Below are 18,402 nucleotides of genomic sequence, written 5' to 3' on the forward strand. Positions count from 1 at the left end.
GGTCTTTTGGCTTTTATAGCCTTTGCTGGGCTTAAGATAGGGCGGATTAGGTTATAACCGGACTATTTCAGCTATTTATATCCCGAACAGGTGTTTTATTGCACTTATTATTCAATGTCCAATAATGGCCACAATACAATACAGTCTTCTAAATATTTCACTTTCATTTCATTGACGGTTTTGCCTTGTACCGAAATACCCGCGCTGTGCATGGCCTCTTTACTTCCTGTCAGCAACGGATGCCAACTCGGTAAACCTTTACCAAGATGCAAGCGACGGTATGCACAACTGTCAGGTAACCAAGTCAACTCAGCGATATTTTCTGGAGTAATAGCTGTACATTCAGGAACATAAGTAAAGCGATCAAGGTAACTACGGCAACCACAGGTGTCGTTGTCTAATAGATGGCATGCTGCCTTAGTGTAATAAAGTTCATCGGTATCATCATCGATGATTTTATTTAAACAGCATTTACCGCAGCCGTCACAAAGTGACTCCCATTGTTCGGGTGTCATGTTTTCTAAAGGTGTGGTTGTCCAAAACTGAGTCATCATTTTCTATCTATAGTAACTTTTATCGAAATTTGACCGCATTTTACACCGAAAACACCTCAGTTTACTGTTTAATTCTCTCGGAGAGGTAAGTTATCGCTAAGGTGTCGTACAAAGTGTCATTGAATTGATGCAATAAACGGAAGTTATCGTACACCAAATATAAGCGCCCTTTCGGTCCATCAGGCACAATTAATGACACATCCATGTCGTTTCGTTGCGGTAAGTCATTACCATTGAAACGTCTGACACCGTAGGCTTGCCACTGTGGGAATGTGTGATGTGTGCTTAAACCATGCAAATTAGGATCTAACATCATGGTGGCTTTTACCTGTCGCCCCCATGTAGAATCATATTGCCACCCTTGTTGGTGCAGCATATTTGCCGTTGATGCAAAGGCATCATCCGTGCTGTTCCAGACATTGATTATACCGTCATTATCGGCATCGACACCGTACTTTAGTAATTGGCTCGGCATTATTTGCATCTGTCCCATCGCCCCAGATGAGGAACTGCGCAATAAATCTTCGGTTATATTTGTCTGCTCGATTAACTTAAGCGCAGCAATAAATTCGTTAATGTAGAATGCTTCTTTATCACCTTTATATGCGAGTGAGGCTAATACAGATAGCCCAGGGAAACGACCCGGACGCTCTCCAAAACGAGAGTTCATGCCCCATAACGCCATAAGGAAACGAGGCTGAACTTGATAAATTCGACTCAAGTCATTTATTTGGGATTCATGCTGCTGAAACATCGCTCTAGCAGTACTGACAGTAATTTCTGGAACAGCTTGGGGGATAAAGTACTCTAAGGATGTCGATGGTTGTAAGTCGGTGCTGAAATTGGCTTTTTTGAATATTTTAATATTAGCAATATAGCGTTCTGCTGTAAGTTGATTAACGCCAGCGGCTATCGACTTCTGTTGAAGCTGTAACAGGTAGTCAGTAAATTCACGATGGCTGTATTCAGCCATCAAGATATTAGAACAAAAGAAGTAAAAAAATACGCTTAAAATGATTTTTTGAATCATATTAGTCTTGATTACTCCTTTGAGAATGAGCTTATTTCTTAAGGGCTACTGTCTTAAGAGCTAATTCTTGTTTGTGTTGTTCGAGTAAATTAACTTGCGGTGGCGGTATTTGTAAGTAAAAGCCTTGCTCAGCCAATGCAGACTTCACTTTGTTAATATCAGCGATACCTAAGTGAGTTCGTTTAGATAATGGGACAATCATTACTAATGTAGGCGTGCCGAACATTTCCATTAACGACTCAGGAACCTCATCAAAAACATCACGTTTTTTAACAAAAAGGTAAGTATCTGCTCTTCGACCACTTTTATATACTGCACATATCATTTTAGTGTAAATTTCCAAAGGTTCAAACTTGATAGTCAACTGAGCACACTATAACATGGTGAGACAAGAAAATAATTGTAAATCAGTTTATCACTGAAGTATTGGAGAATCACGCCGAGATGGCTAAAGAAAATCTCGAATTAAAGGCCACGTCTTTTACATTGTCAGTGCTGCATATTAATCATAACGATCTCGATATCATAGCATCTGAATTAGACTCAAAATTGGCTCAAGCTCCTCAGTTCTTTTTGGGCGCACCCTTGGTATTAAATTTATCTGCCATTCAGCATTCCCACATAGATTTCAATGCGCTAAAACAATTATTAATTGACCGAAATCTTATTATTGTTGGCATTACCGACGCAAGCCCAGCGCAAATTGAACAAGCAAAGTGCATGGCTATTGCCGTGGTAAAGTCGGGCAAACAAGCCCGTAAAGCAGAGTTGCCTAAACGGGCAACCAAAATTATTAAGCAAAATGTGCGTTCTGGACAACAAATATACGCACAAAATGCTGATTTAATCATTTTTGGTGCGGTTGGTAATGGCGCAGAAGTCATTGCAGATGGTAGCATTCATATATATGGCGCTCTTCGTGGCAAGGCCATGGCTGGCGCAGCGGGAGATAATCAAAGTGTGATTATCGCTAACTCGTTAGAAGCAGAATTAGTATCGATTGCTGGACAGTATTGGTTGACTGAACATTTGCAACAATACGATCTAAGCCAAAGAGGCTGTGTTCGCCTTGATGGCGCATCCCTCACTGTTGAATCATTGCCCCAATAATCGGCAAATACAAGGACATAAAAATAAATGGCACAAATTATTGTTGTCACATCAGGTAAAGGCGGTGTGGGTAAAACAACATCCAGTGCAGCAATTGCCACCGGATTGGCCTTAAAAGGAAAAAAAACCGTTGTTATCGATTTTGATATCGGTTTACGCAACCTTGATTTGATAATGGGTTGTGAACGCAGAGTTGTATATGATTTTGTCAACGTTATCAATGGTGAAGCCAATTTAAACCAAGCATTAATTAAAGATAAACGCTGTGATAAACTGTTTATTTTACCCGCGTCTCAAACACGCGATAAAGATGCGCTAACGAAAGAAGGCGTGGGTCGAGTACTTGACAATTTAACAAAAGATTTCGATTATATTGTGTGTGATTCCCCTGCGGGGATTGAACAAGGTGCAATGATGGCACTTTACTTTGCTGACATTGCGATTGTGACCACCAATCCAGAGGTTAGCTCAGTACGTGACTCTGACCGTATTTTAGGTATGCTACAGAGTCGCTCACGTCGTGCTGAATTATCTCTGGAACCGATTAAAGAATATTTACTGTTAACTCGCTACTCTCCTGCCAGAGTCAGAACAGGTGAAATGCTCAGCGTTGAAGATGTGAAGGAAATCTTAGCCATTGAATTGCTAGGTGTGATCCCTGAATCTCAATCGGTACTGAAAGCATCAAACTCAGGAGTACCAGTCATTATTGATCAAGAAAGTGATGCAGGTTTAGCATACGGCGATACCGTTGCGCGCTTATTAGGTGACGATGTGCCGGTTCGATTTATCACAGAAGAAAAAAAGGGATTCCTTAAAAGGATATTTGGGAGCTAATTATGTCGATACTTGATTATTTTAGAAGCAGTAAAAAGCCCAATACCGCATCATTGGCAAAGGAACGATTACAAATTATTGTGGCTCATCAGCGTGGAGAACGCGGTATACCTGATTATTTTCCAAAGATGAAACAAGAAATCATCGAAGTTATCCGAAAATATGTCCAAATATCAGAAGACCAAGTGTCTGTGCAGTTAGACCAAAATGACGACAATTTATCGGTTTTAGAGCTTAACGTCACCTTACCTGATACTAAGTAACTATCACTGGTTGAGATTAAATCGCTAGGACAAAATAACAAAAAGGATACTTGCAGCAATGCAAGTATCCTTTTTAGTTTGATGATCTTATTGCATTAATTGAAACGTACTCGCGCTAGCAAATCACCGATCAACATTCCTCGCCAACCACTTAGTAGCAAAGGTGTTGAGGTCGTTTTATTATTGAAAAGCCATAACAAAAACTCATGAATATGGCGTTTAGAACCAACAAATTCTAATGCAACATTTTCTCGCTCACATAATTCAGTCAAGACGTTCTTAACCTCTTTAAAAGCTGATTTATAACCAGATTTAAGCGCAACAATATCAACTTCTTCAGGTAGATTAACTAAATCTGCAGTCGCCATTACCGTTAATAAGTCTTTGCCATGAATACGTTTTTCTTGATCCGTTAAATCATTTAATTGAGCTAATTCTGCTAACGTGGTCGGTTGTTTTTTGGCTAATGCAATTAATGCATGATCTTTTACCACAAAACCGAGCGCAAGATTACGGCTTACCGCTTTGTTTAAGCGCCATTTAGCCAATACTTTTAAATAGGCTAATTGCTGACTCGATAGCTGAAAGGCATTTTTTACTTTAAGGTAAACGCTGTCGCCTTCTGGCAATGACAAACGCCCTTCCGTCATGCGCTGACCTTCTTCAAACAACCATTCAATACGATTGCTTGCCGCAAGTTTCTCTTGGAGCTGTGGATATAATTGATACAAATAAAACACATCATTGGCTGCATACTGTAATTGTGCTTCAGTAAGTGGACGCTTCATCCAATCAGTACGTGACTCGCCTTTATCTATTTCAACTTGCAAGCATGCATCGACTAGTTTGGCATATCCTAAACCGTGGCCGAAACCGGCAAGACTAGCAGCAATTTGGCTATCAAATAATGGGCTAGGTTGGCATTCACCGTAATGAGCAAACACCTCAAGATCTTCACTGCATGAATGCACTAACTTAACAACCTTCGGGTTAGTTAATAATTGCCAAAAAGGGCTTAAATCGGTAATCGCGACCGGATCAATTAATGCTAAGGTCTTGCCATCATAGGCTTGAATAAGACCTAATTTAGCATAATAGGTTCGAGTGCGGACAAACTCAGTATCGAGCACCAATAAGGTGCTTTGTTGGTATTGTTCAACTAATGACAATAAGCTGGCATCATCATTGATATATTCAAACGTTAACAAAATAGGCTCCGCTAAAAAGAGATGTGGGCCATGGCAGTCAACTGAGAATAGCTAAGCATAAGAAAGCCGGCTCAGTTGCCGGCTTTGATTTTACGCTTTGTTAACTTCATCTCGAAGTTGTCGGCGTAAAATTTTACCCACATTGGTTTTCGGTAATTCGTCTCTAAATTCTACCAGCTTAGGAACTTTATATCCCGTTAAATGATGACGACAGTGCTTAATCAATTCTTCTTCGGTTAATGATTTGTCTTTTGCGACCACAAAAATCTTTACTAACTCGCCACTGGCATCATTGGGAACGCCAACAGCAGCGACTTCAATCACTTTAGGGTGCAGGGCAACAACCTCTTCCACTTCATTCGGGAATACGTTAAAACCTGACACTAAAATCATGTCTTTTTTACGATCAACAATGAAAAAGAAACCTTTTTCATCCATGTAACCAATATCGCCTGTTGCTAACCAACCATCTTTATCAATTACAGTGGCGGTTTCTTCCGGACGTTGCCAATAGCCCAGCATGACTTGAGGGCCTTTAGCATATAACTCGCCAGTTTCGCCTTGAGCCAATACCTTTGAATCTTCATCCCTGATTTGAATAAAGGTCGATGGTGCAGGAAAACCAATCGATCCATTATAACCACTGAGGTTATATGGGCAGCAAGTCACTAAAGGTGATGCTTCTGTTAAACCATAACCTTCTAATAAACGTGTCTTAGTCAGATTTTGCCATTTATCGGCGACCGCGCGTTGTACGGCCATACCACCGCCAATCGACAGTTTCAAGCCAGAAAAATCAAGTTGGGTGAATTCTTCATTGTTCACCAAAGCATTAAATAAGGTATTAACACCGGTTAGTACGGTAAACGGGTACTTTTTAAGTTCAGCCACAAATGCGGGAAGATCGCGAGGATTGGTGATAAGTAAATTTTTGCTGCCTTTGTGCAAAAACAGCAAACAATTAACCGTAAGGGCAAAAATATGGTACAGCGGCAAGGCTGTCACCACAAACTCAGTGCCATTATCAAGGGCTGGAGAGTAAGCACCATTGGCCTGTAAAACATTACTCACCACGTTTTTATGGCTTAGCATTGCGCCTTTAGATAGCCCGGTTGTGCCACCGGTATATTGTAAAAAGGCTAAATCAGCACCCGTAATATCCGCTTTAATATACTGCAGACGACGACCTTTTGTTAAGGCATCGCGAAACGATAATGCATGAGGTAAATGGTATTTGGGTACTAATCTTTTAATGTATTTAACGACAAAATTCACTAAGGTGCGTTTCGGTGCACTGAGTTGATCACCAAGATTGGTAATAATGACCGATTCAATAGGTGTTTGAACGACAATCTTTTCTAAGGTATGAGCAAAATTTGACACCACTACAATAGCTTTCGCACCTGAATCGACTAATTGATGCTTTAATTCCCGCGGGGTATAAAGTGGGTTAACGTTAACCACCACCATACCCGCGCGTAAAATACCAAACAGAGCAATAGGATATTGCAGCAAATTGGGCATCATCAGGGCGACACGATCACCTTTTTTTAAATGCAGTTCGTTTTGTAAGTAAGCTGCAAATGCCCGACTGCGTTCTTCGAGTTTGCGGAATGTGATCGTCGCACCCATGTTAATAAACGCAGGTTGGTCGGCATATTTTGCTACTGAATCTTCAAACATATGTACTAAAGAACTGAATTGAGATGGGTCAATTTCGGCCGGAACATGTTCAGGTAAATTATTAATCCAAGGCTGGTCCACAAGTGTCTCCTAATAATACCCACTGTGCTAAGACGTGCATACCCCGTCAGTGGTAAAATATTTTATTGTCTGCGTATCATTAATATTGTTATCGCAGGCTTTATTATGATGCTTATCGTGACCGAAATCATACAAGCGTTTTAATTTTCGACTATAGTCACATAAATAATCGAAAAATAACAGCGATTTCAACCAGTGCTAACGGCTATTTAGAATAAATGTTCCAATCGATTCGGCCACCTGTTGGGCATTTCCCATGTGAAGGTGATGGTCTCCGGTTAAATGTACTATTTCAATATGGGTAAACCATTTATTGGCTTGCTCTGTTGATGCGGTTAATTGTTTATAGCCATCATGGCCAATAATCAGTAAAGAAGGCGTGTCACTGGTGGTCATCAGCGCATCTACCTGATCAAACGTAAATCGGTTCAGCGAATCTAACTTTAATCTTGGGTCACTGCGCCAATGATATTGTCCATCAGTGAGCGCCATATTACGCTTGGTGATCAGTGCACACCATGGCAATGCCAATCCAGTCAGTTGGTGGCGAGCTTGAACCGCAACGTCCATAGAGGAATATGTCGGAGCGGGTCTGGCTAATTGACGATTAAAACGTTGTTGTTGCAGTAAACCTTTACGTAAGCGATCTTTAGCTTGGCTGGAAGACTCTGATAATGGTGCAAGTGCTTCTATTAATATGAGTTTATGGATATTTTCAGCAAGACAAGCATTATAAGCTGACGCCACTATGCCGCCAAGCGAATGACCCAATAAAATAATCGGCCCGGTATCTTGTGCGATAGCATGGATCACGGCTTGCAGATCATAAATGTAATCGACCCAATGCAATGGATAGCGCCCTGGACGGTGATCTGATAATCCATGTCCAGGCCAATCAATGCACATTAGTTGAAATGTATCGAACAAACCTTGATCGGCAAAAGCCTGTGCTAAGGGAATAAAACTGTCTGCATTGTCAAGCCAGCCATGCAAAGCCAATATCATTGGCTTACTAGCATCACCATAGCGTTTCGCAGCAAGGGTTATATGAGCCAACGGCAATTGAATCTCGGCGACGTTAACGTTCAACATGATGGGCTCACTTTACAAAACGAATTGATCTAAATTGGGAGCGGAGAAGGGGTCATGGCTTAATCATCTGCTTAACTATCCACTTACAGGTCAGTTTTTCACAGCAAACGTGCACTTTGTACCGCTAACATGCCGAATTACCATGACAATAGTGAATCTATTACATGTACATTCAATATGACTCAAAGTGCTATTTTAGATGCGTTTACTATTTCGTGTTCAGATTATTTAGCCGCAGTTTTGGTAAACTTAAGTGTCATACGATCACTTTCACCAATATCAAGGTATTTTTGTTTATCTTGATCGCCCATCGCTAAACGGGGTGGTAATGTCCACACACCTTTGGGATAATCTTTGCTGTCTTTAGGATTGGCATTTAATTCTGAGTTCGCAGTCAGTTCAAAACCGTATTTATTGGCAAGTTCAACCATTTGATTCTGTTCCATATAACCACTTTCTGCAGCCATCCCCACGTTTGCTCTGTGCTCGACAACCCCTAATGAACCTCCGACTTTTAACACATCATAAGCGGCTTTAAATACACCTTCTAACTCACCTTTCATGGCCCAATTATGCAAATTACGGAATGTTAATACGTGGTCTGCAGATTTATCTTTGCCTAATGAAAATTTAGCCGGTGGATCCAGAGTTACAAACTGAACATTGCCAACGCTGGCTTTGTTGTCACTCACCCATTTTTCAAATTTAACACCGGCTGATTTATAATAAGCCGTTTGACGGTTATCTTCTGCAGGCTTAGTTTCAAAATTGGCGGCAACATATTGACCTTTTGAGGCTAAATAAGGCGCAAGAATTTCAGCATACCAACCACCACCCGGCCATAACTCAATAACCGTCTGTTCAGGCTTTACATCAAAAAAAGCTAATGTTTCTGCAGGATGACGATATTGATCACGCAGTTTATTTTCTGTAGACCGAAATTCGCTGGCCACCGCCTTAGCAAGAGCAGCATTGACCTGCGGCGCCGTCACGTTTTTATCGGGCATACTATCGGCTGCGTATATGGCGGTCGACATACCTAAACTTGATAAGCCAATTAAGGCTCCTAACATCATGTTACGTTTCATTTTGACACTCCCTTTTTTCGACCCACTTTACGCCAGCAGAGCCACAACATATAGCCACTAAATGCTAGCCATGACATTACCCACAACCATGCTGGTAGCCAAGTCATTTTAGCTAACAAAACCGCATCGCCTTGGCTGCTTAACCCCAATAACACCATTGGACTGGCCATGGCGTTTAAAATAATCATCAGGCCTAATATACGCAGCAAGGTGTTTAATAGGCTACTATTTTTTAATTTAAGTGGTAACAAAAAAAGTATTATCAAGACGCTAAGAATAATAATTGTTAACAGATCTCGAGCCCAGAAAAGTAACGAAGCCGCCACTGTTAGGGCTAATAAGGTGAGTGTAAACCGAATAGTCTGTTTTTGAGTAGCCATGAGGAAGATTGTATATCCCCACAATGCGGCACCAAAATAACCGGCATAAGCAATTAATATGCTACTGCCGCCTTGACTAAAACAAAGGCCTGCACCGTTTGGAAATAATTGAATATGACTGACCGAGCCACCCGTCATTAACGTCGCGATGCCATGAGATAATTCATGGAAATAGCTTTCAAACCATTTAAAAGGAATAGAGATATACGGAAATCGAGTTAATAAAAAAGCCAGCAGTAATTCAATCATAAAACGGCTGCGACTGGGTATTGCAGACCACGATACATTAGGCATATAAATCAATACCAACCATTTGTTGAATTTCGTCTCTTTTAACAAAATGCTGTGTAGACAAATATTGCGCTATGGCACCACGTTGACTATGGGTATCACGATCATATTCAACACGTGCCTGCTGTTTAGCCGACAAGGTTAAATCATCAACAATGACCACGTTACGGGTTTCAATGCCTTTAACTTCACGGTCTGAAGCAGAAGGGTTGATAATAATAGGTTCGCGGGCCGCAATGATCGGTCGATTTCCGGCAACAGTTTGACTCAGACTGATAGGGCCTGATTGATTATTGACCATTAATAATGCTGCATTTATCGTCATTAACGATACCGTTTACCTATGTTTGTCTCTTATACTTTATGTCAAATAACGCCGAATGGCTATTCTCGGCCAGGAAGTTTTTTCCATGTGACCGTATCACGAAGGTACACTGGCGAAAGTTCATCGACAGAGGTATGTAAACCTTGTTGGTAACCTTGCTGAGCAAGCACGATCATGGCTTTTGCATCTGGGTAAGTTGCTTGACTGCATGGAGTAATGTGCGGCGCAATATTCAATAATTGTGGATAGGCTTCAAATCCTGTGCCACAAACACTAATGGTTTGTTGAGTATCGAGTGTCAATTCAATCGCTTCTGGCGCGCTAACGTGTTCTTCACCCACTAAGGTGGCAATACCATCTTTGGCAATATATTGTCCCCAATACACTTCTTTCATGCGGGCATCAATACAACACAATACCTGTGAAGCTCCGAGCTCAATCGCCATTTGCGCCATGGCAGTAAGCGTAGAAATACCAATAACGGGTAAATCTAGCCCCAGTGCTAAACCTTGGGTCATGCTAGTACAAATACGAATACCGGTAAAGCTGCCGGGGCCGCGGCCATAAGCAATTAAATCAATATCGGCTAGTGTCACTTTAGCTTCGGCTAAGACGGCGTCGACCATAGGTAACAAACGTTGGCTATGTTCACGCGGTGCATCTTCAATACGAGCATAAACGTCGCCGTTAATGGTTAATGCTACTGAGCAAGTTTCAGTGCAAGTATCAAGCGCGAGGATATGTAACTGCTTAGGCATTTTGATGGGTTACTCGGTAATCACGACAAATAAGCCCATTATGATAACTGATGGGCGATGTTTTAAAAAGCTTAAGGGATCTGTTTTAAAAATTGTAATGCGTGCTCTAAGTCGCGAGTTCGCTGCATTGGCGGCAATGAATTAATAAACGCTTGCCCATATGCGCGATTCACAATCCGATTATCGCACAAGATAAGCACACCACGATCTTTTTCATCACGGATTAATCTCCCTACGCCCTGCTTTAAACTGATCACCGCTTGCGGCAATGAAATAGTGGCAAAAGGATCGAGTCCTTGGCGCTCAGCATTAGCCGCTCGAGCCTTGTATAATGCATCATCCGGAGACACAAACGGTAATTTATCAATAATCACACAACTGAGTAATTTACCGCGAACATCCACTCCTTCCCAGAAACTGCTGGTTCCCAACAACACCGCATTACCGAGTTGTCGAAATTTATTCAATAAACTTTGTTTACTGGCCTGCCCTTGCACTAAAAGCGGATACTTGACTTTACCTTGTAACATTACGGCGACTTGTTGCAGCATATGATGACTGGTAAATAAAATAAATGTACGTCCTTGTGCGGCATTAATGGCTTGAACACACACATCAACCAGTTGTTTTGCTGAATGTTGCGACTGCCCCACCTTGCCTAAATGACGAGGTACGCAAAATACAGCCTGATTGGGATAGTCAAATGGACTGTCTAAAATAAGTTGCTTTGAGTCAGCCAAGCCTAACTCTTTAGCAAAATGCGCTAAGCTGCGATTCACTTGCAATGTCGCGGAAGTAAATATCCAACACGTATCCTTAACAAACAATTGCTGACATTGTTTGGCGACATTAATCGGGCTCATGCGAAGCATAATAAACCGAGGGCCAAGTTCTACACTGTAAGCCGCTTGCAGGTCTTGGCACTCAAAATAATGACGTAACGTCTCAGCCAGCGCCTGTAATTGCTCAAAGGCAATATCGAGTTGATCATCTCGACCCAGATGATGTTGCATATTATTGGCTAAATCGACAAGCGCCTGGTGTAAGCTCCAAGATGTACTGGCAAGTGTTTTATGGGCAAGCACTTTGCGCCAATCAGAGACTTGATGTTCAAACATCAAGTTGTGCCATTCACTGAGGGCAATTAAGCCACGCTGAGCCAGTTGTTCAAGTTGAATGCTGTCGCGGATCACTTCTTTATGCAGTTTGATCACCGCATTGAGTCGTTTATCAATTTCGCGACTTGAAATGTGGCTGCCAAAGTAACTGATACAGATATCTGGCACTAAATGGGCTTCATCAAAGATGACAACATCTGGGTCCGGCAATAACTCCGCAAAACCAGAGTCCTTCAATAACCGGTCTGCAAAAAATAAATGATGATTGACCACTACCACTTTAGCGTCCATGGCTTTAATGCGTGCTTTACGGGTAAAACACACATCATAATGATCACATTTTTTACCGGTACAACTTTCTTTGGTGCTGACGACGGTGGGGATCACTTCAGAATGCTCAGCCACCGAGGTTAAATTGCCGATATCGCCATCTTTACTTAAATGTGCCCACTGGTTAATTTTTAATAAATCATCAATGTAATATTCAGTAAACTTATTGGCCATTTGCATCTGTTTTTCAAGGCGTAATTGGCATAAATAATTATTACGCCCTTTGAGTAATGCAACAGGGACATGAATATCAAGCATGGTTAGCAATGCAGGTAAGTCTTTGAGAAATAACTGTTCTTGCAGATTTTTACTGCCAGTACTGATGACCACTTGCTTGCCGCTGAGCAGTGCGGGGATTAAATACGCGAAGGTTTTCCCCACGCCCGTACCCGCCTCTAAAATCAGATTATGCTTTTTAGCAATAGCCTCACTCACCGCAACCGCCATATCAGTTTGGGTTTGGCGATTGTGATAATGATGTACATGTTTTGCTAACGCACCGCGCTCGCTAAATTCGTGGGTAACGGATTGGGTAAGTGTCGAGCTCAAAGCATCCTCAAATTATCGTGCTAATGCTAATGTGATATGGTTTGGGCTATTATGCTTATAACGGCTTCATGTTCCAACTGTTTATCGTCAAAAGTACAAAAGGATGTCGATGTAACAGCAATGACGACTGGATTCAATTATTGTAAACCGAGCATAAAAAATGCTGGCACCTGTGTGACCCAGCATTTATTCAAGCAGCATAAAGGGATCATTGCTTTATGGTTATTGGGGGAAACTTGTTGGGAAAGATTATTTGGCTGGCATTATCAAAGGAGAGTTGAAACACCCTTTTGGGGTCTGTCGCTTTACGTTTTTCCGTCATACTGATGACTTTTCCTGTTGGAGATTGACCAAATAAATCAAACGAGAATGTCCAATCCATCACCTTATGATCACTAGCAAAACGCCCGATGACAATCAACTGAGATGCGGTATCAGGATTGTGATGACCGACGCCCAATGAAAACATAAGTCCTTTTATGGGCGTAAGCCTTTACTACCCTTTAATTGCACCTTTGCTAATGTTTGAGTCATAATTTCAACGCGATGGTGGTTAAATTCAGTGCATGTGATGATACCATTAATGTCATCATCGACATGATCACATGCACTGAGATTGCAGTAACATTTCAATAAATGCCTGTCGGCGACTTATTCATCCACCCTTTTATTATTTCAAATGGCACTCGATTGCGAAGGAGCCGAACGGATGACCCTTAAGCTTTTAGATAAACATGAGGAAAGAAACGTTACTGGCAAGATTTCAATGTCTCGGTCCGCTAGAGTCAATAACAATCCAGCACAATGCCAAAGAGGCTATCGGCTTATTTACAACCAATAGCGCCAAGAAATTAATCACTACAGATCACACTATATCCACTCGGCTATTTGATCTTTAGTGGGTTTACTGCCTTTATGAACCACTTTTTCATCTACCACCACCGCTGGCGTGCTCATAACGTCATAAGCCATAATTTGCGCCATCTCGGTCACTTTTTCGATTTTGATTGCTACACCCTTTTCATCTGCAACGGCTTGGACCAGTTCGGCAGTTTCAAGGCATTTTTTACAACCAGAGCCTAATACTTTAATGATTTTCATTTTTATTCCTTAATAATTAATTTTTTAAATTGAAGATGACAAGGTTGGCGCTAGTGCATTAAAAATCCAACCGACCAGTGTAAACGCGACTAATAAAAGACAGAATAATATCGCCAGTAAGCGCCATTGCATAACTTGTTTTAGCAAAATAAACTCAGGAAAACTTGCCGCCACAGTGCTCATACAAAATGCCAATGTGGTGCCTATCGGTAGACCATTGATAATCAGGCTTTCCATCACAGGAATAACCCCTGTCGCATTGGAATAAAGAGGAATACCAAGCAACACAGCGGCAGGAACAGACCACCATTGTCCGTCACCAAAATGCGCCGCAATCCAACCGTCGGGAACAAAACCATGTAATGCAGCACCTAAACCGACACCAATAATAACCCATTTCCATACCCGGCCAAAAATATCCAGCATCTCAGTTTTGGCAAATTGATGCCTTTGTGGCAAAGACAAGGGTTCTGCACTGGCGCCATCATCAACCTTATCTACGCCGCCCTTTTGTTGACCACGTTTTAACGCTTCTGCCGCAAACGATTGCAACCAACGTTCCGCTTTAATCGTGTCAAGAAATAACCCTCCTAACATGCCCACACTCATGCCGACGGCGACGTACAAAAGAGTAAACTTTATCCCCAATAAACTCATCAGCAGTAATATTGCCACTTCGTTGATTAAGGGCGAAGTGATCAAAAAACTCATGGTGATCCCCAAAGGGATCCCCGCAGACGTGAAGCCTAAAAACACCGGAATACTCGAACAGGAACAAAATGGGGTGACGACACCAAATCCAGCTCCCATCAAGTAACCTACACCTCGATGTTTACCGGCTAAATAATCCCTGACTCGCTCCACATTTAACGACGCCCGCATTAGGGCAATGAGATAAATCATCACTAAGAGCAATGCAAAAATTTTAGTGACATCTTCAACAAAGAAATGCAGCGCATCGCCGAGTTTTGTCTCTGCCGACAGGCCCAATACACTGTAAATTAACCAAGATGCCAAATCAGAAAAGATTTGAAACATAAATAAATACTCAAGAAACCGCTTAAGCTTAAGATACCTGATTTTTCAGATAAAATTTAAGACATAGATCTCGATTTTATCGAGACTGTATTCATGATCAACTTAGGCCACCCAATTTCAGTTAATGAGGCGTTACTGAGTAAAAATAACCACAATGGCATTCGCTGAAAAAATAACCGTGAGCGCTAAACAGCGATATGCAAAGCTGAAAAAGAAATTGATCAAATTTCATGTTCTGATATGGGGTATGCCAAAGAATAGCAACGCATTCGTTAGGCTACAGACCGTTATAAAAGATCATGAGCAGCTTGTCGTTGTTATACTTATTGAAATAAGATTGAATATGTTAGATAAATGTATCGACAACAATGATCCTAATTGGGTTGTCTTAAACGCCAATAATGCACAAGCAACTATCAAAAATTGAGGCTAAACAATGCAACGTAGACAATTTTTAAAAGTGGGTGTAGCGAGCGCAGCCATCGGCTTAGGGGGGGCGAGTGTGATGTGGTTAAACCAAGGCAAGGATACTAAGCTACTTAATTTAAACGCATTGTTATCGATCCTGAATAAAATGTCATTATTACCGCCAGAGCAATTATCAAGCCTAAGTACTGGCCAATGGAACACTGCCCAGGTATTCAGCCACTGTGCCCAAAGTGTTGAGTTTTCGATGACCGGGTTTCCGCAACATAAATCTGCCGTATTTAAGCACACGGTTGGCACACTAGCGTTTGCGGTTTTTGCCACTAAAGGGGCGATGTCGCATAGCTTAAGTGAATATATTCCCGCGGCACCAATACTAGATGAACATGTCGACGTTAACGTCGCCTTGAACCGTTTGATACAATCCTTAGGTGATTTTCAGCAATATGAGGGTGAACTCAAGCCACACTTTGCTTATGGCCCATTAACTAAATCAGAATACGAACTTGCCCATATATTACATTTTTATAATCACCAGCAAACTTTTACCCAAGTCAGTTAGTCGTTAATCTTTGCTTGGGATAATAAACGGTTATCAAACAGCCTTTCCCTGTTAATTATCTTGTATTGACTTACGGACAAAACCAATGCCAACTTTGATATGCTATTAGGTGTAATAGTCTGATTCTAAATTACTTATTCCATCTCACATCCCGAGTTGAGATTCGTTAATTTAGAACGAGATAAGTATTAGCAGGTTAAATCAGCCTCCACGCGACATTGAGTGCAGCTTAGAGCGACCATTGTTTGCCATGCTATTAGTTTCACTTAACCGCAACGCCCAATTACCCTGATGTTGCTGCTCGCAGGCAGTTTCGGTATCAAAGCTAACATGCTGATTGATGTCTTTGAGGTTAATAGCGTATTGAGCAAGGGTGCGTTGAATTAAGCTTAACAATATCGCTTTATCACCGCGTTGATTAAATTGCATTAGCTGTGATTCAGTATCAAATATGCAAATAATCCGTAAACCTTTAGGAAATATAGCATAATCAACCATATGGGTAATCCACGCAAAACCTGGATAGGCCGCTATTGCATGTTGGCATACAGAGGTTAATCCCTCTCTTAATTGATTGTCTCTTTTTTTGTCAATTTTACGCATACTAAAAATGTTCTTCCTAAGTCAGTATAACTAACCTCATCTAGGGGTAATAAGCGGTTATCAAACAGCCCTTTGTTTCTCTATCTGCCTTATATTAACGTTCAATAGGCCAGCTATTGACGCGTCAATACGCCTTGATAGCAACACAAAAGACCAGCTAGATATTGATGACTTAACGATAGACTGATTTTTATCCGTCTATCCCATCTCTATATCCCGAGTTGAGGCTAAGCTAATAAATCATCTTGTTAAAACATATTTAGCGCATTGTTTTTATGCAGATAAAATATCGGAAACAATGACACTACTTAACGTTATTATCTAAATCGGGATTAATTATAACCCACTATTTTACTAGCAAGAGCATTGTTCAAGTTTAAGACAATGGCTAAGCAATAAAACGACTTAAGATTATCTCAACTTGCATTGACTCGATTTCCGCCAGCATTTTTTGCTCTATACATTGCTTGATCTGCATGTTGAATTAATTGCTGCTCATCATCACCGTTTTCAGGGTAACGAGCAACGCCAATACTCGGTGACAGTTGCAAATTAAGACTGTCAAATTGATAAGGTTTCTCAAGCTCAACACGTATGTTTTCAGCAATAACAAGCACATCATCAAATAAATCAATTCCATTTAACACAACTAGAAACTCATCCCCACCAAAGCGCCCAACAGTATCCGATTTACGGACACAATCGCGCAAACGTTGAGCTATATTCTTGAGTAGCTTGTCACCGACAAGATGACCATAACTATCATTTACATGCTTAAACCCATCAATATCGATAAATAACAAGGAAAGATCAGTGCCTTCGCGGCGCGCTAATCCAAGTGAAGTTTGTAAGCGCCCAAACAATAATGTCCTGTTCGGCAATTCTGTTAATGGATCATGTCCTGATATGTAATGCAGTTGCCGTTCCATTTGCTTGCGTTCAGTAATATCGTGAGCAATCGCGATTCTAAATTGGTGATACTCTGACCATCGAGCAGACCAAAGAATGTCGACGATTTCTCCATCCTTGCGAACCCAGCGATTTTCAAACCGAGGTTGAAGTTTCCCACTCATTAGTGTGCCAACAACGTTAAGCGTTCTTATGCCATCCTCGGGATAAACAAAGCCAATCATTGGTTTGCCTATCACTTCGTCAGGAGAATATCCAAAAATATCTTCAAACGCAGCACTGACAAACACAAAACAGCCTTTTCTATCAACGACACAAACTGCATCAAGCATTAAATCCATAACATCTCTAAGCGCCACTAAGTCAATGGTCTTCATACGGTGCATACCTCGAGAAGTTAGATTTATTGTTAAAGGCTAATATATGCCAGCTTATAAGCAGAGTAAAATAAACTCAACGACTTATGGGAATATCATTTATTCATATCGATGAGAAAAGGCCTGAGAAGTAACCTTGTATTGGTTATAGTGTAGTTTATCCATTGAATGAACAAACAGCACAAGTGATTTATTCTATTGGCATTCTGCTCACGACCATAAAAACATCGCCTACAGCCAAAGCGAAGCTCGAACGAGTCACACTGATGCGGATCGAGCGTTCAGCCTTGCTGAGGAAATAACCGATGCAGCGATGTCATTAGACTTTGTTATTCAAACCGTTAATGTTTAGGGTCAATGTGATAGATGTGCAGCCATCGATCAAATTAAATGCTTCAGTGGTAAGCAAAAAATATTACATTAACATTTAAGCCAAGGTACCATTCACCTTATAGAGTATAATTTATCCGTAATCCACGACCATGTTGTCGGTTTTATTGATCATAAAAAAATAACAAGGCATAACTTATGCCATAAATATGCTCATTAAATAATATAAATGCTTTATCCACGCTTGCAAACTAGCATAAATGCGGTTAAGTTAATGGCAAGTCGATACACACGACATTCAATGAGAGTATAAATCCTCATTAAACTAATTAAATAAGATTACATAAAGAGAATTACCA

The 18,402-nt window shown here is 41.0% G+C and carries 20 protein-coding genes; 4 read left to right on the forward strand and 16 right to left on the reverse strand.

Annotation, left to right across the window (positions count from 1 at the left end; translation table 11 throughout):
- Nucleotides 1-107: 107 nt before the first annotated feature.
- The 3 genes from AAEY93_RS12625 to AAEY93_RS12635 all read right to left on the reverse strand — a co-directional run bounded on the left by AAEY93_RS12625 (nucleotide 108) and on the right by AAEY93_RS12635 (nucleotide 1,909).
- Nucleotides 108-554, reverse strand: coding sequence for a YcgN family cysteine cluster protein (locus AAEY93_RS12625; protein ID WP_101031926.1), 447 nt, complete (start codon nucleotides 552-554; stop codon nucleotides 108-110).
- Between the two features lie 61 nt (nucleotides 555-615).
- Nucleotides 616-1,584 carry a lytic murein transglycosylase gene (locus AAEY93_RS12630; protein WP_351077326.1) on the reverse strand — a complete coding sequence of 323 codons (969 nt, stop codon included), beginning with the start codon at nucleotides 1,582-1,584 and terminating at the stop codon, nucleotides 616-618.
- Nucleotides 1,585-1,615: 31 nt separating this feature from the next.
- Complete coding sequence (locus tag AAEY93_RS12635) at nucleotides 1,616-1,909, reverse strand: YcgL domain-containing protein (RefSeq protein WP_101031928.1); 294 nt, start codon at nucleotides 1,907-1,909, stop codon at nucleotides 1,616-1,618.
- Between the two features lie 119 nt (nucleotides 1,910-2,028).
- On the opposite strand from AAEY93_RS12635, the gene minC reads away from it, so the two are divergent.
- From minC to minE, 3 genes are read left to right on the forward strand one after another with little or no spacing between them, the layout of a single operon-like run.
- The gene (gene minC / locus AAEY93_RS12640) at nucleotides 2,029-2,694 is read left to right on the forward strand and encodes a septum site-determining protein MinC (protein ID WP_101031929.1); all 666 of its coding nucleotides are present in this window, start codon (nucleotides 2,029-2,031) and stop codon (nucleotides 2,692-2,694) included.
- 27 nt (nucleotides 2,695-2,721) lie between these two features.
- Nucleotides 2,722-3,531, forward strand: coding sequence for a septum site-determining protein MinD (minD, locus tag AAEY93_RS12645; RefSeq protein ID WP_101031930.1), 810 nt, complete (start codon nucleotides 2,722-2,724; stop codon nucleotides 3,529-3,531).
- A 2-nt stretch (nucleotides 3,532-3,533) separates the two neighbouring features.
- The gene (gene minE / locus AAEY93_RS12650) at nucleotides 3,534-3,794 is read left to right on the forward strand and encodes a cell division topological specificity factor MinE (RefSeq protein WP_101031931.1); all 261 of its coding nucleotides are present in this window, start codon (nucleotides 3,534-3,536) and stop codon (nucleotides 3,792-3,794) included.
- Between the two features lie 95 nt (nucleotides 3,795-3,889).
- Here the strand turns inward: minE and rnd are convergent, their stop codons facing one another.
- The 11 genes from rnd to AAEY93_RS12705 all read right to left on the reverse strand — a co-directional run bounded on the left by rnd (nucleotide 3,890) and on the right by AAEY93_RS12705 (nucleotide 14,836).
- A complete protein-coding gene (gene rnd / locus AAEY93_RS12655; protein WP_351077332.1) occupies nucleotides 3,890-5,002 on the reverse strand; it encodes a ribonuclease D in 1,113 nt (370 codons plus the stop codon).
- A gap of 90 nt (nucleotides 5,003-5,092) precedes the next feature.
- Complete coding sequence (fadD, locus tag AAEY93_RS12660; RefSeq protein ID WP_351077335.1) at nucleotides 5,093-6,766, reverse strand: long-chain-fatty-acid--CoA ligase FadD; 1,674 nt, start codon at nucleotides 6,764-6,766, stop codon at nucleotides 5,093-5,095.
- 198 nt (nucleotides 6,767-6,964) lie between these two features.
- A complete protein-coding gene (locus tag AAEY93_RS12665) occupies nucleotides 6,965-7,858 on the reverse strand; it encodes an alpha/beta hydrolase (RefSeq protein ID WP_351077338.1) in 894 nt (297 codons plus the stop codon).
- Between the two features lie 224 nt (nucleotides 7,859-8,082).
- The gene (locus AAEY93_RS12670; protein ID WP_502959557.1) at nucleotides 8,083-8,946 is read right to left on the reverse strand and encodes a class I SAM-dependent methyltransferase; all 864 of its coding nucleotides are present in this window, start codon (nucleotides 8,944-8,946) and stop codon (nucleotides 8,083-8,085) included.
- On the reverse strand, nucleotides 8,943-9,620 hold the full coding sequence (locus AAEY93_RS12675; protein WP_335686886.1) for a M50 family metallopeptidase: 678 nt from the start codon (nucleotides 9,618-9,620) through the stop codon (nucleotides 8,943-8,945). Before AAEY93_RS12675 ends, AAEY93_RS12670 begins: the two co-directional genes overlap by 4 nt.
- Nucleotides 9,613-9,942 carry a hypothetical protein gene (locus AAEY93_RS12680; protein WP_351077341.1) on the reverse strand — a complete coding sequence of 110 codons (330 nt, stop codon included), beginning with the start codon at nucleotides 9,940-9,942 and terminating at the stop codon, nucleotides 9,613-9,615. The genes AAEY93_RS12675 and AAEY93_RS12680 overlap by 8 nt, the downstream gene beginning before the upstream one ends.
- 59 nt (nucleotides 9,943-10,001) lie before the next feature.
- Nucleotides 10,002-10,700, reverse strand: coding sequence for a tRNA (adenosine(37)-N6)-threonylcarbamoyltransferase complex dimerization subunit type 1 TsaB (gene tsaB, locus AAEY93_RS12685; protein WP_124011668.1), 699 nt, complete (start codon nucleotides 10,698-10,700; stop codon nucleotides 10,002-10,004).
- A gap of 71 nt (nucleotides 10,701-10,771) precedes the next feature.
- Complete coding sequence (yoaA, locus tag AAEY93_RS12690) at nucleotides 10,772-12,697, reverse strand: DNA repair helicase YoaA (RefSeq protein ID WP_351077345.1); 1,926 nt, start codon at nucleotides 12,695-12,697, stop codon at nucleotides 10,772-10,774.
- 208 nt (nucleotides 12,698-12,905) lie between these two features.
- On the reverse strand, nucleotides 12,906-13,166 hold the full coding sequence (locus tag AAEY93_RS12695) for a hypothetical protein (RefSeq protein ID WP_351077348.1): 261 nt from the start codon (nucleotides 13,164-13,166) through the stop codon (nucleotides 12,906-12,908).
- 401 nt (nucleotides 13,167-13,567) lie between these two features.
- Nucleotides 13,568-13,798: a thioredoxin family protein gene (locus AAEY93_RS12700; RefSeq protein WP_101031940.1), complete on the reverse strand. Its 231-nt coding sequence runs from the start codon at nucleotides 13,796-13,798 to the stop codon at nucleotides 13,568-13,570.
- Nucleotides 13,799-13,822: 24 nt separating this feature from the next.
- The gene (locus tag AAEY93_RS12705) at nucleotides 13,823-14,836 is read right to left on the reverse strand and encodes a permease (RefSeq protein ID WP_351077352.1); all 1,014 of its coding nucleotides are present in this window, start codon (nucleotides 14,834-14,836) and stop codon (nucleotides 13,823-13,825) included.
- Between the two features lie 436 nt (nucleotides 14,837-15,272).
- Here AAEY93_RS12705 and AAEY93_RS12710 point away from each other — a divergent pair, with 436 nt between their 5' ends.
- Nucleotides 15,273-15,824 carry a DUF1569 domain-containing protein gene (locus AAEY93_RS12710; protein ID WP_351077355.1) on the forward strand — a complete coding sequence of 184 codons (552 nt, stop codon included), beginning with the start codon at nucleotides 15,273-15,275 and terminating at the stop codon, nucleotides 15,822-15,824.
- Between the two features lie 201 nt (nucleotides 15,825-16,025).
- On the opposite strand, the gene AAEY93_RS12715 is transcribed toward AAEY93_RS12710, so the two are convergent.
- Nucleotides 16,026-16,427: a Fis family transcriptional regulator gene (locus tag AAEY93_RS12715; RefSeq protein WP_351077358.1), complete on the reverse strand. Its 402-nt coding sequence runs from the start codon at nucleotides 16,425-16,427 to the stop codon at nucleotides 16,026-16,028.
- A 416-nt stretch (nucleotides 16,428-16,843) separates the two neighbouring features.
- Nucleotides 16,844-17,713 (reverse strand): diguanylate cyclase domain-containing protein, encoded by an 870-nt coding sequence (locus AAEY93_RS12720; RefSeq protein WP_351077361.1) that lies wholly within the window; start codon nucleotides 17,711-17,713, stop codon nucleotides 16,844-16,846.
- Nucleotides 17,714-18,402: the final 689 nt, after the last annotated feature.

It is taken from the genome of Shewanella sp. CAL98-MNA-CIBAN-0140 (assembly GCF_040309905.1).
Taxonomy (GTDB): Bacteria; Pseudomonadota; Gammaproteobacteria; order Enterobacterales; family Shewanellaceae; genus Shewanella; species Shewanella psychromarinicola.

Bases quoted from the DNA above. Each gene is read 5' to 3' on its own strand.
- AAEY93_RS12635 (WP_101031928.1), bottom strand. From the start codon at position 1,909: ATGATATGTGCAGTATATAAAAGTGGTCGAAGAGCAGATACTTACCTT.
- AAEY93_RS12720 (WP_351077361.1), bottom strand. From the start codon at position 17,713: ATGAAGACCATTGACTTAGTGGCGCTTAGAGATGTTATGGATTTAATG.
- AAEY93_RS12630 (WP_351077326.1), bottom strand. From the start codon at position 1,584: ATGATTCAAAAAATCATTTTAAGCGTATTTTTTTACTTCTTTTGTTCT.
- AAEY93_RS12680 (WP_351077341.1), bottom strand. From the start codon at position 9,942: ATGACGATAAATGCAGCATTATTAATGGTCAATAATCAATCAGGCCCT.
- tsaB (WP_124011668.1), bottom strand. From the start codon at position 10,700: ATGCCTAAGCAGTTACATATCCTCGCGCTTGATACTTGCACTGAAACT.
- AAEY93_RS12705 (WP_351077352.1), bottom strand. From the start codon at position 14,836: ATGTTTCAAATCTTTTCTGATTTGGCATCTTGGTTAATTTACAGTGTA.
- minE (WP_101031931.1), top strand. From the start codon at position 3,534: ATGTCGATACTTGATTATTTTAGAAGCAGTAAAAAGCCCAATACCGCA.
- AAEY93_RS12665 (WP_351077338.1), bottom strand. From the start codon at position 7,858: ATGTTGAACGTTAACGTCGCCGAGATTCAATTGCCGTTGGCTCATATA.
- AAEY93_RS12675 (WP_335686886.1), bottom strand. From the start codon at position 9,620: ATGCCTAATGTATCGTGGTCTGCAATACCCAGTCGCAGCCGTTTTATG.
- AAEY93_RS12715 (WP_351077358.1), bottom strand. From the start codon at position 16,427: ATGCGTAAAATTGACAAAAAAAGAGACAATCAATTAAGAGAGGGATTA.
- AAEY93_RS12625 (WP_101031926.1), bottom strand. From the start codon at position 554: ATGATGACTCAGTTTTGGACAACCACACCTTTAGAAAACATGACACCC.
- minD (WP_101031930.1), top strand. From the start codon at position 2,722: ATGGCACAAATTATTGTTGTCACATCAGGTAAAGGCGGTGTGGGTAAA.
- AAEY93_RS12670 (WP_502959557.1), bottom strand. From the start codon at position 8,946: ATGAAACGTAACATGATGTTAGGAGCCTTAATTGGCTTATCAAGTTTA.
- AAEY93_RS12695 (WP_351077348.1), bottom strand. From the start codon at position 13,166: ATGTTTTCATTGGGCGTCGGTCATCACAATCCTGATACCGCATCTCAG.
- AAEY93_RS12710 (WP_351077355.1), top strand. From the start codon at position 15,273: ATGCAACGTAGACAATTTTTAAAAGTGGGTGTAGCGAGCGCAGCCATC.
- minC (WP_101031929.1), top strand. From the start codon at position 2,029: ATGGCTAAAGAAAATCTCGAATTAAAGGCCACGTCTTTTACATTGTCA.
- AAEY93_RS12700 (WP_101031940.1), bottom strand. From the start codon at position 13,798: ATGAAAATCATTAAAGTATTAGGCTCTGGTTGTAAAAAATGCCTTGAA.